The organism is Plantibacter sp. MDV22-iso1 (assembly GCF_058408345.1).
Genome location: NZ_JBZVDY010000001.1, coordinates 2,188,177 through 2,204,098 on the forward strand (window position 1 = coordinate 2,188,177; position 15,922 = coordinate 2,204,098).

At 69.2% G+C, this 15,922-nt stretch carries 19 protein-coding genes; 10 read left to right on the top strand and 9 right to left on the bottom strand.

Features of this window, described 5'->3' with window-relative positions; translation table 11 throughout:
- Positions 1-33: 33 nt before the first annotated feature.
- The 3 genes from AC4PMY_RS10535 to AC4PMY_RS10545 all read left to right on the top strand — a co-directional run bounded on the left by AC4PMY_RS10535 (position 34) and on the right by AC4PMY_RS10545 (position 2,201).
- Positions 34-609: an NUDIX domain-containing protein gene (locus tag AC4PMY_RS10535; RefSeq protein ID WP_491622651.1), complete on the top strand. Its 576-nt coding sequence runs from the start codon at positions 34-36 to the stop codon at positions 607-609.
- Positions 610-688: 79 nt separating this feature from the next.
- Complete coding sequence (locus tag AC4PMY_RS10540; RefSeq protein WP_071262108.1) at positions 689-1,147, top strand: hypothetical protein; 459 nt, start codon at positions 689-691, stop codon at positions 1,145-1,147.
- A gap of 127 nt (positions 1,148-1,274) precedes the next feature.
- Entirely contained in the window at positions 1,275-2,201 is a 927-nt protein-coding gene (locus tag AC4PMY_RS10545) for an arginase family protein (RefSeq protein ID WP_491622652.1), read from the top strand.
- A 131-nt stretch (positions 2,202-2,332) separates the two neighbouring features.
- Here AC4PMY_RS10545 and AC4PMY_RS10550 read toward each other — a convergent pair whose 3' ends face one another.
- Complete coding sequence (locus tag AC4PMY_RS10550; RefSeq protein WP_071262109.1) at positions 2,333-3,313, bottom strand: aldo/keto reductase; 981 nt, start codon at positions 3,311-3,313, stop codon at positions 2,333-2,335.
- Between the two features lie 126 nt (positions 3,314-3,439).
- Here AC4PMY_RS10550 and AC4PMY_RS10555 point away from each other — a divergent pair, with 126 nt between their 5' ends.
- Positions 3,440-4,318, top strand: a complete 879-nt coding sequence (locus AC4PMY_RS10555) for a helix-turn-helix transcriptional regulator (RefSeq protein WP_071262111.1) — start codon at positions 3,440-3,442, stop codon at positions 4,316-4,318.
- Positions 4,319-4,419: 101 nt separating this feature from the next.
- Here AC4PMY_RS10555 and AC4PMY_RS10560 read toward each other — a convergent pair whose 3' ends face one another.
- Entirely contained in the window at positions 4,420-5,256 is an 837-nt protein-coding gene (locus AC4PMY_RS10560) for an alpha/beta fold hydrolase (RefSeq protein WP_071262113.1), read from the bottom strand.
- 249 nt (positions 5,257-5,505) lie between these two features.
- Positions 5,506-6,576 (bottom strand): S41 family peptidase, encoded by a 1,071-nt coding sequence (locus AC4PMY_RS10565; protein ID WP_491622653.1) that lies wholly within the window; start codon positions 6,574-6,576, stop codon positions 5,506-5,508.
- 123 nt (positions 6,577-6,699) lie between these two features.
- Here AC4PMY_RS10565 and AC4PMY_RS10570 point away from each other — a divergent pair, with 123 nt between their 5' ends.
- From AC4PMY_RS10570 to AC4PMY_RS10580, 3 genes are all read left to right on the top strand, one after another.
- Positions 6,700-7,095: an SRPBCC family protein gene (locus AC4PMY_RS10570; protein WP_175484419.1), complete on the top strand. Its 396-nt coding sequence runs from the start codon at positions 6,700-6,702 to the stop codon at positions 7,093-7,095.
- Between the two features lie 76 nt (positions 7,096-7,171).
- The gene (locus tag AC4PMY_RS10575; protein ID WP_491622654.1) at positions 7,172-7,423 is read left to right on the top strand and encodes a hypothetical protein; all 252 of its coding nucleotides are present in this window, start codon (positions 7,172-7,174) and stop codon (positions 7,421-7,423) included.
- On the top strand, positions 7,420-7,590 hold the full coding sequence (locus AC4PMY_RS10580) for a hypothetical protein (RefSeq protein ID WP_491622655.1): 171 nt from the start codon (positions 7,420-7,422) through the stop codon (positions 7,588-7,590). Before AC4PMY_RS10575 ends, AC4PMY_RS10580 begins: the two co-directional genes overlap by 4 nt.
- A 13-nt stretch (positions 7,591-7,603) precedes the next feature.
- Here AC4PMY_RS10580 and AC4PMY_RS10585 read toward each other — a convergent pair whose 3' ends face one another.
- Positions 7,604-8,653, bottom strand: coding sequence for an SDR family oxidoreductase (locus AC4PMY_RS10585; RefSeq protein ID WP_491622656.1), 1,050 nt, complete (start codon positions 8,651-8,653; stop codon positions 7,604-7,606).
- 85 nt (positions 8,654-8,738) lie between these two features.
- Here AC4PMY_RS10585 and AC4PMY_RS10590 point away from each other — a divergent pair, with 85 nt between their 5' ends.
- The 3 genes from AC4PMY_RS10590 to AC4PMY_RS10600 all read left to right on the top strand — a co-directional run bounded on the left by AC4PMY_RS10590 (position 8,739) and on the right by AC4PMY_RS10600 (position 9,926).
- A complete protein-coding gene (locus tag AC4PMY_RS10590; protein WP_071262121.1) occupies positions 8,739-9,053 on the top strand; it encodes an ArsR/SmtB family transcription factor in 315 nt (104 codons plus the stop codon).
- A 110-nt stretch (positions 9,054-9,163) separates the two neighbouring features.
- Complete coding sequence (locus AC4PMY_RS10595) at positions 9,164-9,607, top strand: hypothetical protein (protein ID WP_491622657.1); 444 nt, start codon at positions 9,164-9,166, stop codon at positions 9,605-9,607.
- Entirely contained in the window at positions 9,600-9,926 is a 327-nt protein-coding gene (locus tag AC4PMY_RS10600) for a transcriptional regulator (RefSeq protein ID WP_491622658.1), read from the top strand. Before AC4PMY_RS10595 ends, AC4PMY_RS10600 begins: the two co-directional genes overlap by 8 nt.
- A gap of 36 nt (positions 9,927-9,962) precedes the next feature.
- Here the strand turns inward: AC4PMY_RS10600 and AC4PMY_RS10605 are convergent, their stop codons facing one another.
- The 5 genes from AC4PMY_RS10605 to AC4PMY_RS10625 all read right to left on the bottom strand — a co-directional run bounded on the left by AC4PMY_RS10605 (position 9,963) and on the right by AC4PMY_RS10625 (position 15,840).
- Complete coding sequence (locus tag AC4PMY_RS10605) at positions 9,963-11,594, bottom strand: MinD/ParA family ATP-binding protein (RefSeq protein WP_491622659.1); 1,632 nt, start codon at positions 11,592-11,594, stop codon at positions 9,963-9,965.
- A 124-nt stretch (positions 11,595-11,718) separates the two neighbouring features.
- Positions 11,719-12,663: a hypothetical protein gene (locus AC4PMY_RS10610; RefSeq protein WP_491622660.1), complete on the bottom strand. Its 945-nt coding sequence runs from the start codon at positions 12,661-12,663 to the stop codon at positions 11,719-11,721.
- Between the two features lie 88 nt (positions 12,664-12,751).
- Entirely contained in the window at positions 12,752-13,492 is a 741-nt protein-coding gene (locus tag AC4PMY_RS10615; protein ID WP_491622661.1) for a FadR/GntR family transcriptional regulator, read from the bottom strand.
- Positions 13,493-13,532: 40 nt separating this feature from the next.
- The gene (locus AC4PMY_RS10620) at positions 13,533-14,999 is read right to left on the bottom strand and encodes an APC family permease (RefSeq protein WP_491622662.1); all 1,467 of its coding nucleotides are present in this window, start codon (positions 14,997-14,999) and stop codon (positions 13,533-13,535) included.
- A gap of 61 nt (positions 15,000-15,060) precedes the next feature.
- Positions 15,061-15,840 (bottom strand): carbon-nitrogen hydrolase family protein, encoded by a 780-nt coding sequence (locus AC4PMY_RS10625; protein WP_491622663.1) that lies wholly within the window; start codon positions 15,838-15,840, stop codon positions 15,061-15,063.
- Between the last annotated feature and the right edge of the window lie 82 nt (positions 15,841-15,922).

A 15,922-nucleotide genomic window follows, 5' to 3' on the forward strand; every position in this document is an offset into this window, starting at 1 on the left:
CCGCCGGCCGCCGCTCGACCGTAGGGTGGGCGGATGCCTGTCTCGGATGAACCGCATTGGACCACCCTCCGGAGGACGACGGCCCACCGAGGCCGGGTCACCTTGGTCGATCACGAGGTCCGATTGCCGGACGGGTCGCGGTCGGAGTACCTCGTCGACGAGAGCGTTCCCTTCTCCGTCGCCTCGCTGATCATCGACGGCGACGACGTGCTCCTCGCCCGGCAGTACCGATACCCGCTCGACCGCTGGATCCACGACCTGCCGGGTGGTGCCGGTCGAACGGACGAAGCCCCGCTCGAGGCCGCCCGACGCGAGCTCGAAGAGGAGCTCGGCATCGTTCCGGACGACCTCCGACCGCTGCACACCTTCTTCATGAACCCGGGGCGGGCGTCCTGGCCGACACACCTGTTCATCTCGACTCGAGGCATCCGTTCCGGCCTGGTGGACCTGTCGGATCCCGCGGAGCAGGTGCGGCTCGTGCGCATCCCGCTGTCCGAGCTCGACGCGCTGATCGCCACCGGAGCGATCGTCGACCCGCCGCTCATCGTCGCCCGAGCCGTGGCGGCGGCCCGGGGCATCCTCCCACCGCTCGGAGCGGCCAGCGAGTGACGATCTGCTGAGCGCCTCTGACCCGGAGCTCGAGCAGGCGGCACCGGTCACGCTCCCTCGGTTCAGGTACGCTCGCGGCGTGAACGAAGACGAGACGCTCGTCCACGTGACGCATGACGCGCCGTGGCTGCCTCCTGGAGGCCGGGCCGAGGTCGTCCGCCGGACGACGCCACCCCGGCCCATGTCGGTCGTACGTTTGCTCCTCCGCGACTCCTCCCGGGTGTTCTGCGTGCCGCGGCAGGGCACAGGGCGGCTCGATCTGCCGATGCTCGAGGCTGCATCCGATGATGTCGACGGCAGAGCGGCCGTTCGTGAACTGTCGCAACGCGTCACTGGTGAGCACACGAGCATGCAGTTCATCGGCGCCGTGCGCAACGTGGTTGAGGCACCGGCCGACGGATACGACTGGCCGGCGCCAGTCGCCCACTTCGGCGTGTGGGCTTCGGACGCGACTCCGATGATTGACGGCACGTGGGTGCGGCTCGACGATGACGAGCATCAGCTGCGCGACCGACACTGGTACCCATTGGTGGGCTGATGCGCACGACGCAACTGCCGCAGCGTTCTGCTCCGCCGGGGTCACCCTGGCGGAACAGCTCGTCGGCGGATGATCAGGCCGGGATCCTGCACCGCCGACTGTCGGTGCGCTCTGTCAGGCTGACGGGATGATCGCTCTCATCTCCGCTCCGACGAACCTCGGGCTCCGCCCACCGGAGCGGGGGAGCGTGCCCGGCGCGGACAAAGCTCCGTCGGCTCTGCGGGAGGCCGGACTGTTCCGTCGGCTCGAAGCGGCCGGAGCCCGTGATGCGGGCGTTGTCCTGGCCGGGCGGTACCTCGACGACGACGACACCCGCCCGAGCGGCCACGTCCGCAACGAAGCGGGGATGGTCGATCATGCGCGACGCCTCGCCACGCGGCTGACGGAGGTCCTCGACGCCGGCGATGCACCGCTCGTCATCGGAGGCGACTGCAGTGTCCTGATCGGGATCGGTCTGGCGTTGTCGCGTCGAGGGCGGACGGGGCTGGTGCACGTCGACGGCCACACGGACTTCAGACATCCCGGCAACAGCGACGCGTGTGCGAGCGTCGCAGGGGAGGACCTGGCCGCCGCCGTCGGCCTGCACTGGCCGGCGATCGCGGACATCGACGGTCTCGGCCCGTACTTCGAACCGCGACGCGTCGTGCACATCGGGCATCGCGATGACGACGCGGAAGCAGCAGAGGCGCGCGAGACGCTCGGACTCGTCATCCCGGCGCGGCAGCTCATCGAACAGCCGCCCGGCGACGTGCGTGCCAGGGTGCACGAGGTGGTGGGCCGCGGGTACTGGCTGCAGCTCGACGTCGACATCCTCGACGCGAGCATCATGCCCGCGGTGGACAGCCCCGATCCCGGAGGCTTGGACGCGCCGCAGTTGCGTGCGCTGTTGGCCAAACTCGCTCCTGGCACGGTCGGAGCATCAGTGACCGTCTTCGATCCAGACCTCGACCCCGACGGTCGCTACGCCCGGCTGCTGGCCGAGGTCCTCGCCGACGGGTTCAGCGAGCTCGGTTCGGCGATCGAGCACGTCCGACCGCTCAGCGCGGCGACCTGACCGGAACGAGGCAGTCGACCTCGCCCTCGCGCCGATAGTGCTCGATGTGGGGACGGCTCTCGTCGTGATCGGCGAGGTCGACCGAAGACGGCACAGCACGGCCCGACCCGGACTCGGCCGCACCGGTGTGCTCAGCGGTCGATCGAGGCCATGTTGGCGTCATCGTGGCGAGCACCGGCCGCAGGGCTGAGCGTGCTCAACCGCTCGACCTGCTCGGGGCTGAGCTGCACGGCATCGGCGGCCGTGTTCTCCTCGACCCGTGAGACCCGTCGTGTTCCGGGGATGGGCGCGATGTCGTCGCCGCGGGTCAGGATCCAGGCCAGCGCGGTCTGTGCCGGCGTGGCACCGATCTCAGCGCCGATGGCCCGGACCTCATCCACGATCGCCAGGTTGCGACCGAAGTTCTCGGGGGTGAACCGCGGGTTCGTCTTGCGCCAGTCGCCCTCGGGGATGTCGTCGGACGAACGCAGCTGCCCGGTGAGGAGGCCGTGGCCGAGCGGGGAGTACGGCACGAACCCGATCCCGAGCTCGCGGAGGAGAGGCAGGATGTCGGTCTCGACCTCTCGAGTCCACAGGGAGTACTCGGTCTGCAGCGCCGACACCGGCTGAACGGCGTGCGCACGGCGGATCGTTTCAGCAGAAGCCTCGCTGAGCCCGAAGTGCAGCACCTTGCCTTCGGCGATCAGCTCGGCGACGGCGCCCGCCGTCTCCTCGATGGGCGTGTGCTGGTCGACGCGGTGCTGGTAGTAGAGGTCGATGTGGTCGGTGCCGAGTCTTTGAAGCGACCCTTCGACGGCCGCTCGCACGTTCGCTGCCGAGCTGTCGGCGACACGACCCTGCTTGCCGGAATGGGACACGAGCCCGAACTTCGTGGCGAGCTGGACCTGATCGCGACGCCCCGCGATGGCTCGTCCGACGACCTCCTCGCTGTGGAACGGCCCGTAGACCTCAGCGGTGTCGATGTGCGTCACGCCGAGTTCGAGGGCGCGGTGGATGGTGCGGACGGATTCGTCGTCGTCGAGCCCGCCGCCGGTGGTGTAGGTGCCGGCCATCGTCATGGCGCCGAGGCCGATGCGGGAGACCTCGAGGGTTCCGAGACGTGCGTGCTGCATGCTGCTCCTTCTGTCGAGGGGGTGATGCTCCGAGTCAACCGCTCGGCGCTCGGGTGAGCGTGGCCCGGTCTACAGGTGCACCAGGAGGGCCCCTCTCACGGCGGTGAATCGGCGTACCGTCGATGCATGGACATCCACGACGACCTGAGCGAGTTCTTGACCTCGCGCCGGGCGAAGCTGACGCCGTCGCAGGCCGGGCTGCCCGACTACGGCGGTCGGCGCCGAGTGCCCGGGCTTCGCCGGGAGGAGGTCGCCCTGCTCGCAGGAATGAGCGCCGAGTACTACAAGCGGCTCGAGCGAGGAAACGCCACCGGGGTCTCGGAAGCCGTCGTCGACGGGGTCAGCCGCGCCCTGCAGCTCACCGAGGCGGAGCACTCGCACCTCGCCGGGCTCATCCGCACTGCGAACGCCGGAATCCGTCCGCAGCGGCGGCAGACCCGTATGACGACATTGACGGCCGGTATGCAACAGACCATCGATGCGATGTCCACGGTTCCCGTCTTCGTGCAGAACGGGCGGCTCGACGCCATCGCCACCAACACGCTCGGTCGGGCGCTGTTCTCTGAGATGTTCGACGACGTGAGCCCACCGGTGAACGCGGCGCGGTTCGTGTTCCTCGACCAGCGCTCCCAGACCTTCTACCAAGACTGGGAGGGCAACGCTCATCAGATCGTCGCGATCCTCCGCGCCGAAGCCGGCCGTTCACCCTACGACCGGGAACTCAGCGACCTCGTCGGCGAGCTGTCCACGCGAAGCGACCTGTTCCGCAAGCTCTGGGGTGCCCACGACGTCCGGGAGCACCGCGGTGGGTCCAAGAACGTCCACCATCCGATCGTCGGCGATCTCGCTCTCAACTACCAGAGCATGGACCTGGCCTCAGATCGTGGCCTGCAGATGCTCGTCTTCTCCGCCGAGCCCGGATCCGCTTCCGCCGACCGCATGCAACTCCTCGCCAACTGGGCGGAGTCGGGGCGTGTCGCGTTCGAGCGACGGCCCAGCCGCTGATCGGTCGATCGCCGGGCGTTGCGACGGCCGGACTCGGCCATCACACGAACGGCGCACCCGAGATGACCTGGGTGCGCCGCACGTCTCCGACGGTGGTTCCCTTACTGCTCGATGAAGGCGAGGAGGTCGGGGTTGATGATGTCGGCGTGGGTGGTCAGCATGCCGTGCGGGAAGCCCTCGTAGACCTTGAGGGTCGCGTTGCTGAGGAGCTCGGCCTGCTTGATGACCGCGTCCTTGTACGGCACGACCTGGTCGTCGTCGCCCTGCATGCAGAGGACCGGCACGGAGATCGCCTTGAGGTCCTCGGTCTGGTCGGTCTCGGAGAACGCCTTGATGCCCTCGTAGTGTGCCACGGCGCTGCCGGTCATGCCCTGACGCCACCAGTTGTCGATCACGGGCTGCGACACGGTGACACCATCGCGGTTGAATCCGTAGAACGGACCCGAAGCCACGGCCTGGAAGAACTCCGCCCGGTTCGCAGCGAGCGCGCTCCGGAAGCCGTCGAAGACCGAGATGGGTGTCCCTTCGGGGTTGGCGTCGGTCTGCACCATCAGCGGAGGCACGGACGAGACCAGGACTGCCTTGGCCACACGGCCCTGCGGCTCGCCGTACTTGGCGACGTACCGCGCGACCTGACCGCCACCCGTCGAGTGCCCGATGTGGACGACTTTGCGCAGGTCGAGGTGTTCGACGACCGCCGACACGTCGCTGGCGTAGTGGTCCATGTCGTGGCCTGAGCCGATCTCCGAGGACCGCCCGTGTCCACGTCGATCGCTGGCCACGACGCGGTACCCCTTCGACAGGAAGAAGAGCACCTGCGCGTCCCAGTCGTCCGACGATAGCGGCCAACCGTGGTGGAACATGATGGGCTGCGCCGCCGGGTCGCCCAGATCCTTGTAGTAGATTTCCGTGCCGTCGTCCGTTGTCACGAATGGCATGACTGACCTCCAAGCTCATGTCGAGCCAAGCCGTGCTCGGAACGACTCTCGCGAATTCCGCTTCCACGGAATGTGGGAGCGCGACCACGGTAACGCGACGCGACGGCGGTTTCGCTGGTCTGTCGAAAGTCCCGACACCTGTCCAAACCGGTTGCCGCAGACGTCCAGGTCCGGGCTGCCGAGAGTGCTCGTTCTGCTCGCTGGTGGTGCTCGGACGAGCAGAACGGGCACTCTCGGTGGACGGGTCGTTCACCCGCGATCGGCGAGCCACGTGCTGATCGCCGCGGGGAGCTGCGTGGCGTCCTCGACGGCGGTGTCGGGCACGATCGGGACGCCGTAGCGCTTGCCGGTACGGTCGGCGTCGACGGCCACGGTCAGATTGACGACCGCGCCGTCGTAGAGGCGGACCGGCTGGTTGGCCGTGCTGAAGCCGTAGCTCGGCTGTCCGAACACGTGCACGTCCGACTGGCCGATGAAGGCGATGGCGACCGCCTCGGCGGAGCTGCCGGTCATCCCGTCGATGACCACGGCGATCGGCCCGTCCATCTTCGGCTGAGGCTTCGTCGCCGCGCTCTGTCTGGTGCCGTTAGAGGAGACGGTCCCGCCGTCCACGGATACCACCGTGGACCCGTCGACGGACTCGAAGGTCTCGACGGTCCCGTCATCGAGTAGCGGTGCCATGGCGGCCAGCATGGGCCACACGTTGCCGCCGTGGTTGTCCCGCAGGTCGACCACCCACGCCGACGTGTCGGGTGCGGCGGCGGTGATCGCCTCGACGGCCGTATCGATGTACCGCTGGCCGAAGGAGTCCGTTCCGGAGCCGCCACCGATGAGCGTTGGGAGGCGGATGGTCGTCACGCCGTCAGCGCTCGTGACGGTGGGCAGTTCGTTCTCCGCCTTCGATCCCGACGACGGGCCGAACAGTTCGGCCGCGGACGCAGGATCGTTGAAGGTGGTGTGGGGGCCGCCCAGCTCGGCCGCCGCCTTGGTGAGCGGCCCGTAGGTGTCGGCGTAGTCGGAGGCGTCCGCGACGGAGGCCAGAGCCCGCTCCCGCACCTGCTTGTAGCGGTCCGGCGTCGCGTCGACACCCCGCCGCATCGCATCCAGCGCGACCTCCGCATAGGTCTGCGGTGACGGCGGGACGAGGTAGATCCCGTACGACCGCAGGAGCGGCGTGGCGACGACGGCGCCGCCGACCACCAGGGCGAGGAATGATGCCGCGACGACGGCCGCGATGAGGCGACGCCGGCGCCGCCGACGTCGCCGGTCCATGGGGGACGGTGATGGAGAGGACGAGCGACTGCGGGTGTTGCCGGGCATGACTCCAGGCTACGAATCGTCAACGGTCGAGTCGTCAGCCCGCAGGACGATCCCGCCCGCGGAGCATCATCCGCGGGCGGGACGTGGCCGATGGACCCCGCACCGAGGTGGCAGGATGCGGTCATGAGAAGTCACCACGTGAGCCGGGTCATCGGCGCTTCGCCGGAAGCCGTCTACGAGTACGCGTCCGACGTCGACAACCTCCCGCGGTGGGCGGCCGGTCTCGCGCAGGCCGAGGTGGTCCGTGAGGGTGACTCGCTGTTCGTCGAGTCGCCGATGGGTCGGGTGGAGGTCCGGTTCGTCGAGCGCAACCGCTTCGGCGTCCTCGACCACGACGTCACCCTGCCGTCGGGGACCGTCGTGACCAACCCGGTCCGCGTGTTGGCCCATCCGGAGGGCGCCGAGGTGGTCTTCACGGTCCGACAGATCGAGCTGGACGACGACGCGTTCGCGCGTGACGTCGCGATGGTTGCGGCGGACCTCGAGCGCCTCGATCGTCGGCTCACCGGGCATGAGTGATCGGCACCCGTTTGACCTGGCCGCGGTCTCGTCGGTTGGTGCGCCGTCGCTCCGGATCTCGCGATAGCGTCCTCCCATGGACTCGCTCGTGCAGCAACGGCTCGCCTTCGAACGTGAGCGCACCGTCGGCTGGGTGATGATCACGGTCGGTCTGCTCTTCGTGGTCGGCTCCGTCTGGTTCGCAGCCGCAGGCGCCCCGCTCAGCTGGGCGATGGCGGTGATCTGGACCGTCTGGGCGTGCTTCGGCATCCGGCGGGTAGTGGCTTCGCGTCGGACGCAGCAGGCGTTCGTGCGGGAACACGGCGCTACCGCCGGCATTCGTCGATGAAGCAGGGCGTCGTCGTCCCGCTCACCGGTGGGCTGGTGTTCGGGCTCGAGGGGGCGTCTCCTCCTCTCGACATCGCCGAGCTCCCCGACCTCGATCCGGACTTCGATTACGACGACGCGTTGGTCGCGGAGGCGGCGAGCGTCGCGCTCACCGCCTTCGAGCATTAGCCGAGGCCTGCCGCTAGGGGATCAGCCGTTGCTCCCGCAGGTCCTGGAAGATGCGGAGGAACATCGCCTCGGTCTCGACGTACTCGTGGAACCCGGCCCGGCGGGACTTCGAGGTGTCGGCGATGACGTCGTAGTCCCACGCGAAGACGAAGTCACCGAACGCCCACGACGACACCTCGGCGTAGCTGGTGGGCGCGAGGCCGTGCCGCTCGACCATCGCGTTCCACAGGGCCTCCTTGTCGGCCATCACCTCGGCGAGGCACATCTCGAGCGGCGGCGCGACGTCGAGGTCGAAGAAAGCGGCGATCTTCGGCCACATCGACGACCACCGGAACAGGTCGCCGTTCGTGATGTTGAACGCCTCGTTGCGGGCGTGCTCCGTGGTCGCCGCCCACACCGTGGCCTTCGCGAGGAGGTCGGCGTCCGTCATCTCGATCAGGCTCGTGTACGCGCCGGGCTTGCCGGGGAACCGCAGCGGGATGCCGAGCTCCTTGCTCATGGACGCGTAGACGGCGATGACCATCGCCAGGTTCATCGGGTTGCCCAGGCCGATCCCGGCGACGACCGACGGCCGCAACGCCGACCATGACCAGCTGGCCCCGACCCGGCGGCGCTCGAGGAACTGCTGCTGATCGACGTTGAACTCCGGCGGCATGTGCGGCGGGTCGGACTCCTTCGCGGGTGTCGCGAAGGGCCCCAGATGCGCGCCGTAGACCTTGTAGCCCTGCATCAGACTGATGTGTTCGAGGCCCGGCGCGACGGGTTCGACGGCGTCGACGACGTTGGTGAGCATCGCGAGGTTCGGCGCGACGAGCTCGGCCCAGTTGGGGCGATCCTGGTACGCGGCGTAGAACAGGTGCGTCACCTCCGACAGTCCGCGCAACTGGTGGATGGTCGCGTCGCGGTCGAGCAGGTCCACCGCGAGGTGCCTGACGGATCCCCGGTCGGTGCCGCCGCGGCGGGACAACCCGACCACGTCCCAGCCGAGCCCCTCGAGGTGGGTGATCAGGTTCCCGCCGATCACCCCGCGGGCGCCGACCACCAGTGCTGTGTGCTGCGTCATGACATCTCCATCGTTAGATCGCGATTTACCGATCCACAGTGTTGCACAACATCGTGGAATCGCGATATTGCGATATGGTCGACGTATGACGAACGCTGACGAGTTGGACCTGGTGGCGATCTTCAAGGCGCTCGGCCATCCGACTCGCCTCGCGATCCTGGGGTGGTTGAAGGATCCGGAGTCGTTCCCGCCGCAGGATCAGCCGGCGGCCGAGGTAGGCGTGTGCCTCAAGCACATCCAGGCGAGGGCCGAGGTGTCGCAGTCGACCGCCTCGCAGTTCATGGCCACGCTCCAGCGCGCCGGCCTCGTGACGTGCACCCGGATCGGCCAGTGGTCGCACTACCAGCGCGACGAGGCCGCGATCGAAGCGCTCGGTCGGCAGGTGTCGCTCGCCGTCTAGACCTGCGCGGCGAGCTGGACACCGGAGGGACTGAGGCGCCGTCGACCAAATAGTTTCGCTTCAGGCAACGATCTGATAGTTTCTTCAGGCGCAACGACTGGAGGTCCATCATGAACCACGACAACGCGCAGGATCGTTTGAACGCCGCACGAGACGCCTCCCGCAGCGCTGCCCGGCAGGGAGCCCTCGGCACGGCGGTCATCACCGCGGTGCTCGTCATCGCTCTCGGGGTGGTCGTCGACCTCGACATGCTGTGGCTCCTCGGCCTGGTCTCCCTGGGATTCGTGGCGTTGTCCGTCAGTCGACCGCTCAAGCTGCGCCTCGACTGGTCGGATCGCGTCGGCACACTGCTCCTCACGATGAGTGGTGTCGCCGTCGCGGCCGTGTACGTCCTCGTCCAGTGGGCCGCGCGGTCCGCAGACCTCGTGGCCCCGAACACCGTCTCGGCGCTCGCCGCAGCCGTGTTGGTCTTCGCAGCCTGCTTGCCGGCGCTCATCCGCCTCGCGTCCGGCGGTCCATCCGTCGGCGGGCGGCCGCGGACCGGCGATGCGTGATGACGATGCGGCGACCGAAGCCGCCGTCACCCGTCCCGCGCTGAACCCGCTCTTCCACGAGCCCGCGCGCCTCGCGCTACTGTCCGCGCTCGCTCCCGCCGAGTACGCCGACTTCGCCTCGCTCCTGCGCATCACCGGTGTCAGCAAGTCGGCCCTCTCGAAGCACCTCTCGGCGCTCGCAGACTCCGGGGTGATCGATATCGGGAAGAGTGACACGGACCGCCGTGGCCGCCGCATCGCCCTCACGGCGCAAGGGCGAGCTGCCTTCGAGGCCTACCTCGACGCCCTGACCGCGATCGTGCAGCACGCCCGAGGGTGATTGACCTGGACGGTCGACGACCAGCGCCCGTGCCGGTCAGAGTCCGCGCGACACCGCGGCAGCCGCTGCGAGCCACGCCCGCTGCGTGCTCGACCTGAGGGCGTCGTGTCGGATGACGCCGTTCTTCAACGCGGGATCGAAGGGCACGACGACGACGTCGCGCACGTAGGGGCGGAAGTCCTCGGCGTAGGCGTTGGCGATCGAGGTGTCCTTGGCCTCGGCCTCGGAGACGATGACGACGGCGTTGCGAGCGAGTTCGGCACCGCGCTCGCTCACCCGGCTGACGGCGGTGAGGGTGAGTCGCGCGCCCTCCTTCTTGTCCTCGACGGTCGTGGTCGGGATGACGAGCTGATCGGTCAGCTCCACCATGCGCCGCCAGTTGGGTGCTCCGGCCGAGTTACCGGAGTCCATGACGATCAGGCGGTAGTACTTCGCGAGGACGCGATGGACAAGGTCGACCTCGTCGGCGGTCACCACGTGCTCGCCGTCGGCCGCGGATCGCAGGACCTCGTACTTGTCGCCGGGCTGGTGGTGGACGAACCGCGACAGGTCGGCTCGCTCGGCGCCGGGGGAGAGGAGGTCGCCCGCCGCGGCGAGCAGGTCGAGGACGGTCGAATCGTGGCCGCCCTGCTCGGTCCGCCAGCCGAGCGTGCCCATAGTCTCGTTGTTGTCCCAGGCCGCGACACCGCCACCGCCGTACCGGGCGAAGACGGAAGACAGGTTGACGACGGTCGGCGTCTTGTTGGCGCCGCCCTTCTGATTCGCGACGGAGATGGTGCGACGCCTCGGGAAGTGGCGTGACACGGCGTGGACGTCGTCACGCTCGGCCCGCTCGGTCGCCGACGGCGGCACCGAGAAGCCGAGCTTGTTGAGCAGGCCGGCGAGCCCGTGCTGCGCCGGGCCGATCGTGGGCGGCGCGAGGAACGAGGGTGCATCGCGCAGATCGCGGCGAGCCGGGGCGGCCGGCTGGCCGGGAGCCTGCTGCTGCGGAACCGGGGGCTGCTGCTGCGCGGGCGCGGACGGCGGCGCCTGCACCGACTGCTGTGCCGGGACCGCGCGCTGCGCGGGTACGGGCGCCTGCTGCGCGTTCGGCTGGTTCGAGATCGGCTGGAACGGCGGTGGGTCGAACGCGGGTTGCTGCACGGTCGGGCGCTGTGGCGGGACGGGCTGCGGCGTCGTGGTCGACTGCGGGTTGCCGGAGACCGGCGGCGCGGGCTGCGCCGAAACCGGCGCAGGTGTCGACGGCTGGGCGGGTGCGGCGCGGGGCGGTGTCTGCGGTTGAACAGGGGTCGGGCGTGCGGGTGTCGGCTGGGAGGGCGCGGGCGGTGGCGCCTGGATGAGCGGCACTCGTTGCGCGGCTGCGGGCTGTGGCGTGGCCCGCTGCGCGGTGCGCGCGGGCGCTGCTGACTGCGGTTCCTCCTGCAGTTCGCCGTCGACACCGATGAGGAGCACGGTGACGCTCGTCGGGTCGGTCACCGTCACACGGATCGGTCGACCCGCCTTCCGGGCCTCCGCCTGCATCAGTTCGACGAGCTGGCGGCGGGCCGTTCCCGCGTCGGTGGCGGTCAGGTACTGCTCGGCGGTGCCGACGCGGAACACGCCGGAATTGTCCGCCAGCAGCGATGCCGTCATCGGCGGGAAGTCCTGTATCGAGGCCTTGTCGATCATGCTCTCACTCCTTTGCGGCGGGGGTGAACCCGTCCCCACTATGCCTTAGTACGGCGCATGTCGGATTTCCGGGCCCGGCCTTGACGCCTCGCCGAGGGTGCTCGTTCTGCGCTCTCAGGCGGCCTCAGCGAGCGGAATGAGCACTTTCGACGAGCCCCCGAAGCCGCTGGACCCGAGCGATGAATGATGCGCGGTCGACGAAGAGGTCGTGCGCAGTGACGCGGACGACCCGCCACCCGGCCGCCTCGAACCGCTCCCTGCGAACGATGTCGGTTCGAAATCGCTGCTGGTCGGTTCGGTGCAGGTCGCCTTCGTATTCATACGCGATGCGGAGGCGCGGTTCGGCGAGATCCGGATGGAGTACCGCAGTGCCTCCGTCCACCTGCACGGGTGGATTGACGCTCGGCTCGGGGATGCCCGCGTCGATGAGCGCGAGTCGTAAGTGTGTCTCGGGACGGGAGTCGACGCCGATACGGACGAGTGGCAGGGCAGCGCGGAGAAGCCGAGCCGACCGACGGGAGCCGTAGGCGGTTACAGCAGCAGTGAGCTCGTCGATCGTGGTGTGTATGTCGACACGCGAGCCGCCTCGAGATCGCGACCCCGATACGAGGAAGTCGCCGACAGCGACGAGGTCGGGCAGCTCGAGCATCGTCGCCAGGAGCGCGAACGTGTCGGCCGGGGCGGTGAGGGTGAAGCCTCGGACCTGTGTCGTGCGGGTCGCCTCGGCAAGCCGGTGACCGACGACGCCTCGGCCACGCGCAGGTTGCACTCCGTGGAGCGCGCCGATGTGGAGGTCCGTGGCGTGCGTGCAGGAGTTCGGGAGCGGGGCGCCGAGGAGCGCCGCCGCAGTGAGATGGCTGAAGACCCACCCTGGTCGGAGCCGAGGGGCGAACGCCGCGCAGCGCCCGAAGACACTCTCCAGGTCGACGTCGACCGAGCGCACGCCCCAGAACGGTGCCTCGAGATCACTGCCGCGCAGTCTCCCGTTCGTCTCACCGTGCAGCGCGCGGTCGCCGACCGCGAACGCCGTGCCGCGGAGCCGTGGCGGGAGTGGGCGATGGCGGGGCACCGACCCATCCTCCCGATCCCGTGGGGATCTCTGCTCCCATTGTCCACACCCTCCACCGAGAGTGCGCATTCGGTCGGCTCATTGCGATTCAGGGAGCGTTTTGCGCACTCTCGGCAGAGCCGACGCCCGCGAGGCCGACGTACATCGAGCGGTGGAGCTCTGCGACGTGGTCGAAGGCCAGGCGGCTCGCGGCTGCCGCATCGCCGACGCGGAGCGCCTCGACGAGCTGAGCGTGCTCCTCGTTCGACGCGCGCAGGTACTCGATCCGATAGGGGATGAAGTAGGAGTACAGCTCACGGGACACGCGGTCATGGAGGTCGGCCGCGCCCGGCACGCCCGCCGACATCGCCAGCTCGGCGTGGAACGCCGCATCCGCCTCGCGGAACCGGCTCCAGTCCGGCTCGGTCCGCATGGTCGCCACGAGGTCGTCGAGTCGACGCAGGGAGGACGCCACCGGTGCAGAGGCAGCCCGCGCCGCCAGCCCGGCTTCGAGCGTCGCGCGCTGGTCGATGAGCGCGTGCACGTGGACGGCGTCCTCGCGGTAGGCGGCGATCTCGGGAACGGTGCCCACCGCGGGTGCATCCGAGATGAACGTGCCACCCGTGTTGCCCTGCCGCCGCACGACGACGCCCTCGTCGCTCAGCGCCCGATAGGCACGCCGCACCGACATCTCGCTGACCCCGAACGCACGGGCCGCTTCCTCTGGTGCCGGGAGCCGTTGGCCGGGCACCAGCATCCCGAGCTCCAGCGCCAGCGAGATGCGCGCGCGGACGGTGTCGACGGCCGTCGTGCGTCGAATGGCTCCGAGCGAGGGCGAACCCAGATCCATGGCACCCCGTCTCGTCGCTGATCGACTCCGCGACCCTGGCTCAGCCGGCCGTCGGCTGGTCGGCGGTCGCCTCGCTCACCGCGCCGTCCGGCTCGGCGTCCAGCGGGAACCGCTTCCCCGCCACGATACCGATCAGCATGGCGACCACGGGGATGAGGGCGAGCACGACACTCACGGTGACGCTTCCGCCGGTGACGAGCGTGAAGTTCGACAGCACCAGCCACAGCGCGAAAGCGAGTCCCACCACCGCGAGGATCGGGAACACCCGCGCACCCCACGTGCGGCCGGCGACGAGCTCGGGTCGGTGCGCGAAGAACACGAGGACGGCGATCGAGGTCGTCAGCATGAGCAGGACCATCCCGACGGTCGCCACCCCGGCCATGGATCCGAAGACCCCGACGAGCGGGTCGAGGCCGGCGAGCGCGAGCGCGGCGAGGACGATGGCCGCCGTCACCGTCTGCACGATGGAGGAGGTCGACGGGGAGTGGTGTGTGGGGTGACGCCTGCCGAGGCGGGCGGGCAGCACCGACTTCTGCGCCAGCGTGAACTGGTAACGCGCGATGACGTTGTGGAAGGACAGCACGCACGCGAACAGGCTCGTGATGAGCAGCACCTGGACGACATCGCGCATGATCGGGCCGAGGTAGGTCGTCGTCGTGTCGAGCAGGAGGTTGCCTTCGCCGGCGAGCGTCTGTTGGGCGACCGCGACGGCGTTCCCTGCGCCGACGCCCGTCACGAGCGCCCAGCAGGAGATGGCGTAGAACACACCGATGATGACGACGGCCAGGTACGTGGCTCGCGGGATGGTGCGTTCCGGGTTGCGCGCCTCGTCCCGGAAGACCGCGGTCGCCTCGAAGCCGATGAAGCCGGTGAGGGCGAAGAGCACGGCGACGCCGATCCCACCGGTGAAGATGTTGGCGGGGTCGAAGGTCTCGACCGCGATGCCGTCCGCGCCGCCCGTCGCGAAGATGACGACGTCGAGCACGACGACCACGAGGATCTCGAGCGTCAGTGCGATGCCCAGTACCTTCGCGCTCAGGTCGATGTGTCGGTAGCCGAGCACCGCGACGATCGCCATCGTCGCGAAGGAGTACAGCCACCAGGGCAGGGTCGGGCCGCCGAAGTACGTGACGAGGTCGTCGAGCGCCCAACCCATGTAGCCGTACACGCCGACTTGGATCGCCGTGTAGGCGACGAGTGCGGTGAACGCGGAACCGAGGCCGAGACGAGAGCCGAGTCCGGCCGTCACATAGGAGAAGAACGCGCCGGCTTCGCGGACGAACGGCGTCATGGTGACGAAGCCGACGGAGAAGACGAGGAGGATCACGGCGGCGAGGGCGAAGCCGATCGGCGCTCCGGCGCCGTTGCCGGTCCCGATCGCGATGGGGACGTTGCCGCCGATCACGGTGAGTGGTGCTGCGGCGGCGATCACCATGAAGACGATGGAGCCGGTACCGAGTTGGCCGTCGAGGCGCTTGCGCGGCTCGGCGATGGGGTTCACGGTCATGAGGTCACTTTCCGGGGGAGTCGGGGGACTCGGAGGGGGAGGGGAGGAGGGACGGCGTCCCTCAATACAGCTCGGCGCGGCGGTCGGCGAGGTAGGGGTTCTCCTGCCTGGCGCGCTTGGTGGCCTCGGGATCGATCGTGGCGATCATGAGACCGACGGCGTCCGCGTCGAGCGCGTCGAGGACCACGCCGTCCGGACCGACGATGCTGCTGCGGCCGACGTAGGTGAGGTCCCCTTCGGAGCCGACGCGGTTGACGTAGACGAGGTGGACCTGGTTCTCCCAGGCGCGCACCGGGATGAGCCGTTCGGCGATGTGCGCGTAGGGCTCCATCTGCGCGGTGGGGACGATCACGACGTCGGCGCCGTCGAGGGCCGCCGCGCGGACGGTCTCGGGGAACTCGACGTCGTAACAGATGAGGACGGCGACGCGGACGCCGCCAAGGTCGACGGTCGGTGCGAGGGTGTCACCGGCCACGAACAGCTCGCGGTCGAGCTCGCCGAACAGGTGTGTCTTGCGGTAGCGGAGCAGCTCGGACCCGTCGGGACCGATGAGGACGATGGCGTTCGCGACGGCTCCGCCCGGGAGCGGCTCGGGCAAGCCGGCGAGGATCGCGATCCCCGTCCCGGCCGCGATGGCGGCGACCCGGTCGACCAGCTCCGAGGTGGCGAGCGGGGCGAGACGGTCCCCGAGGTTGTAGCCGGTGATGAACATCTCGGGGGTGACGAGCAGGTCCGCGCCGCGATCCGATGCCTGCCTGGCGGCGTCGGCGACGAGCGCGAGGTTCGCCTCGACGTCTCCGGGGACGCCGTGGTGTTGCAGTCCGGCGATGGTGAAGGTCATGGCGGTGGAGCTCCTCTGCAGGCGTGCGTCGATGCACTCAGTAAACAACTCAAAGTGAGCTGTTTGATGTCCATCATGTTTC

Bases quoted from the DNA above. Each gene is read 5' to 3' on its own strand.
- AC4PMY_RS10535 (WP_491622651.1), top strand. From the start codon at position 34: ATGCCTGTCTCGGATGAACCGCATTGGACCACCCTCCGGAGGACGACG.
- AC4PMY_RS10545 (WP_491622652.1), top strand. From the start codon at position 1,275: ATGATCGCTCTCATCTCCGCTCCGACGAACCTCGGGCTCCGCCCACCG.
- AC4PMY_RS10550 (WP_071262109.1), bottom strand. From the start codon at position 3,313: ATGCAGCACGCACGTCTCGGAACCCTCGAGGTCTCCCGCATCGGCCTC.
- AC4PMY_RS10555 (WP_071262111.1), top strand. From the start codon at position 3,440: ATGGACATCCACGACGACCTGAGCGAGTTCTTGACCTCGCGCCGGGCG.
- AC4PMY_RS10560 (WP_071262113.1), bottom strand. From the start codon at position 5,256: ATGCCATTCGTGACAACGGACGACGGCACGGAAATCTACTACAAGGAT.
- AC4PMY_RS10565 (WP_491622653.1), bottom strand. From the start codon at position 6,576: ATGCCCGGCAACACCCGCAGTCGCTCGTCCTCTCCATCACCGTCCCCC.
- AC4PMY_RS10570 (WP_175484419.1), top strand. From the start codon at position 6,700: ATGAGAAGTCACCACGTGAGCCGGGTCATCGGCGCTTCGCCGGAAGCC.
- AC4PMY_RS10575 (WP_491622654.1), top strand. From the start codon at position 7,172: ATGGACTCGCTCGTGCAGCAACGGCTCGCCTTCGAACGTGAGCGCACC.
- AC4PMY_RS10580 (WP_491622655.1), top strand. From the start codon at position 7,420: ATGAAGCAGGGCGTCGTCGTCCCGCTCACCGGTGGGCTGGTGTTCGGG.
- AC4PMY_RS10585 (WP_491622656.1), bottom strand. From the start codon at position 8,653: ATGACGCAGCACACAGCACTGGTGGTCGGCGCCCGCGGGGTGATCGGC.
- AC4PMY_RS10590 (WP_071262121.1), top strand. From the start codon at position 8,739: ATGACGAACGCTGACGAGTTGGACCTGGTGGCGATCTTCAAGGCGCTC.
- AC4PMY_RS10595 (WP_491622657.1), top strand. From the start codon at position 9,164: ATGAACCACGACAACGCGCAGGATCGTTTGAACGCCGCACGAGACGCC.
- AC4PMY_RS10600 (WP_491622658.1), top strand. From the start codon at position 9,600: ATGCGTGATGACGATGCGGCGACCGAAGCCGCCGTCACCCGTCCCGCG.
- AC4PMY_RS10605 (WP_491622659.1), bottom strand. From the start codon at position 11,594: ATGATCGACAAGGCCTCGATACAGGACTTCCCGCCGATGACGGCATCG.
- AC4PMY_RS10615 (WP_491622661.1), bottom strand. From the start codon at position 13,492: ATGGATCTGGGTTCGCCCTCGCTCGGAGCCATTCGACGCACGACGGCC.
- AC4PMY_RS10620 (WP_491622662.1), bottom strand. From the start codon at position 14,999: ATGACCGTGAACCCCATCGCCGAGCCGCGCAAGCGCCTCGACGGCCAA.
- AC4PMY_RS10625 (WP_491622663.1), bottom strand. From the start codon at position 15,840: ATGACCTTCACCATCGCCGGACTGCAACACCACGGCGTCCCCGGAGAC.